This is a genomic window from Desulfovulcanus sp. (assembly GCF_982781345.1).
This window is the reverse complement of record NZ_CEYAEZ010000108.1, coordinates 1-3,014: the sequence shown is the minus strand read 5'-3', so window position 1 is coordinate 3,014 and position 3,014 is coordinate 1. Positions and strand designations below refer to the sequence as shown.

Below are 3,014 nucleotides of genomic sequence, written 5' to 3'. Positions count from 1 at the left end.
GCCCCACCTTCTTCCACCATCCAGTATTTGCCACCCTTGCCCTTATCAAGGGCTACCGACTCCAGAAAAGGTTAGCAAAACAAAGAAAACACTTAACATCGCCGTCTTGATTCTCATCATCTGTGACCAAACCTTACTTAAGAGGGCAAATTTTCATAATTTTTTTTTCAATCCTGATTTTTTTCAAGCTGGTGCAAGTGCCCGGACCCATCTATAGTTTGCTTGCGGGCAGAGCATAATGGGGTATTTGGGATAAATGAATATTCTTTTTATTGTCGATAGTTATGTCAAATAGTCCCAGATATTTAGTTTTGTCACCCCGATGCTCTGCTTATCCGCAAGCTTCGCCAAGATGTCTTACCCAGCCCTTTGCAATGCTTTCAAGAAACCAGGATTTCTAACCTGGTAGTCAAAATGTGGTTTGGCCACAGACTCATAAACCCTCCTTGCGTTGCAGCCCTAAAAAAATGAAGAATAACCGGATAGTTTTTCTTTATCTATGGCAAATCCGTGCTGGATTTTTAAACCCGGTTTGCAAGAGGCCGCGGATTTCCGCCTCTGTGAGGGGCCTGCCCTGTTCTCTGGCCAATGAGCGCACAGTTGACACCAAGGAAGAGGTGATCTGCTCCAAACAGTGGCTAGAACAGGAAGGATAAAAACGTTTTAAGGCAGTCATAACCGCGGCACGACCGCTCTTTTTGCCCAGCCCGATCTTGCGTTTTGCGCCGACTGTTTCCGGAGCAAAAGGTTCAAAGAGCATTGGGTCGATGTTTATCCCATGAATATGCAGCCCACTTTCACAGGCAAAAATAGACTTTCCAACAATGGGTTTGGATTCGGAGATGGGTATTTTAGCTGCTTTGGATACTAAGGTGCATAAATCACGAACAATGGACATCTTGTAATGTGCTGCTTTTTTTCGAAAATAAAGATAAGCAGCCACTTCTTCTAAAGCAGCAATTCCTGCCCGCTCTCCCAGACCCAGAATAGAAACATCTACAAACTCTGCCCCGCTCAAGATGGCAGTAATGGCGTTTGCTGTGCCCTGAGCAAAATCATTGTGGCAATGCACGGCCAAATGACAAGGCAGAGCGTTTTTAAATTTACGTACCAGATCGGCAACCTCCATGGGACTAAGCAGACCTACTGTATCTGATAGCCTGATTCGTTTGGCCCCTGAAGTAACTGCTGTGCGGGCAACTTCCAGAGCAAAATTTAAATCAGCTCGACACAAATCCTCCAGCCCTACAGAGATGTAGCTTAATCCGGCATCTTGGGCAGCTTTAACAACCTGATGTAAACGTTCAAGCAAGCCGGTTCTGGAAAGTTTAAGTCGTTTGCTAATATGATTATCTGAAACCGGCACTCCAATATTAATCCGCTCCACACCAAGTTTGGCGACCAGCTTAACATATTCTATTTTACAGGGAGACCAGATACTTCTACTGGTTTTTTGGGTTAAGTTCTCTGTCCAACGTATAAGTTCTGATATTTCTTTATTCTCGTCCGGGCCGATGACGCCTAATTCTACTTCTTCTATACCAAATTCAATAAGTCCATTTATTATCTGTTTCTTTGTTTCAAGGTCAAAATAGACCCCAAATTTCTGTTCTCCTTCACGCAGGGTTGTATCTATAAGCATAACCAACTCTCCTTTTATTAGCTTGTAATGCATTTTTAATGCCACTGTTTTACATAATATATCGACGCTAAAATCATTAAATTATAAAGTGTTAACTCGTAATCTATCTTAGTAAACCAACGATGTAGACTACAAAAGTGTAACAGGAGACAAAATTGTTTGTTGTATGCTCGTATGCATTCTATTCTTGTAACTGTTGGGAATTACTCTGTTTTATTGAAAAAAATTAATCAGTTTCAATGGTTACAAAAAAACATAACGATTTTTTAGAACTGTTGGCACGTCCCTTGCCATAATAGAGTCATCAAACATCAAAAACTTTAAGTATCAAAACACTTTAAGCGGGAGGTTACCATGAGAAAAGTAGCTATTTATGGGAAGGGTGGTATTGGCAAATCCACTACGACTCAGAACACAGTTGCTGGTCTGGTGGAGATGGGGCGGAAAGTCATGGTTGTGGGCTGTGACCCAAAGGCTGACTCAACGAGACTTTTGCTCGGTGGCCTGGCTCAGAAGTCTGTCCTGGATACCTTGCGTGATGAAGGTGAAGATGTGGAATTAGAAGATATCCGCAAAGTGGGCTTTGGCGGCACCTATTGCGTCGAGTCAGGTGGCCCCGAACCCGGTGTTGGATGTGCTGGCAGAGGCATCATCACATCCATTAACCTTTTGGAGTCTTTGGGCGCCTACGAGGAGTCCGAGGATCTCGATTATGTTTTTTACGACGTACTTGGTGACGTTGTTTGTGGTGGTTTTGCCATGCCTATTCGTGAGGGCAAGGCTCAGGAGATTTACATTGTCTGTTCAGGTGAGATGATGGCCATGTACGCGGCCAACAACATCTGTAAGGGAATTAGGAAATTCGCTGAGGCTGGTGGAGTTCGCCTGGGCGGGCTGATCTGTAACAGCCGTAAGGTGGATAACGAAAAGGAGATGATCGAAGAATTCGCCAGGAGACTAGGCACGCAGATGATCTATTTTGTGCCCCGCGACAACATGGTCCAGAAGGCTGAGATCAACCGCCAGACCGTTATCCAGTTCGATCCTAAAGCAGAACAGGCCGATCATTACCGCAATCTGGCAAAAAACATCGATGAGAATGATATGTTCGTGATTCCTAAGCCTCTCCCAATAGATGAATTGGAAAACCTGCTCGTGGAATTTGGTTTGTTAGACTAATGAGTTTAAATTCATAACAAAATTCTCTTTGGCCTAACAGCAACACCAAGACAAACACTAAGCCAAAAAGGAGAACAAATATGATTATGGTTCGTGCTATTATCAGGCCGGAAAAGAGCACAGAGGTAATGAAAGCACTGCTCGAGGCTGGTTATCCTGCAGTAACTAAAATCGAGGTTTCAGGTCGAGGTAA

The 3,014-nt window shown here is 43.8% G+C and carries 3 protein-coding genes; 2 read left to right on the top strand and 1 reads right to left on the bottom strand.

Annotation, left to right across the window (positions count from 1 at the left end; genetic code table 11):
- Positions 1-493: 493 nt before the first annotated feature.
- A complete protein-coding gene (locus AC3WVG_RS11300) occupies positions 494-1,642 on the bottom strand; it encodes a LeuA family protein (protein ID WP_488798221.1) in 1,149 nt (382 codons plus the stop codon).
- A 354-nt stretch (positions 1,643-1,996) separates the two neighbouring features.
- Between AC3WVG_RS11300 and nifH the strand changes: the two genes are divergently transcribed.
- Positions 1,997-2,821 carry a nitrogenase iron protein gene (gene nifH / locus AC3WVG_RS11295; RefSeq protein ID WP_488798220.1) on the top strand — a complete coding sequence of 275 codons (825 nt, stop codon included), beginning with the start codon at positions 1,997-1,999 and terminating at the stop codon, positions 2,819-2,821.
- Between the two features lie 80 nt (positions 2,822-2,901).
- Positions 2,902-3,014, top strand: a 113-nt coding sequence (locus AC3WVG_RS11290; RefSeq protein WP_488798210.1) for a P-II family nitrogen regulator, incomplete at its 3' end; no start/stop codon positions are given.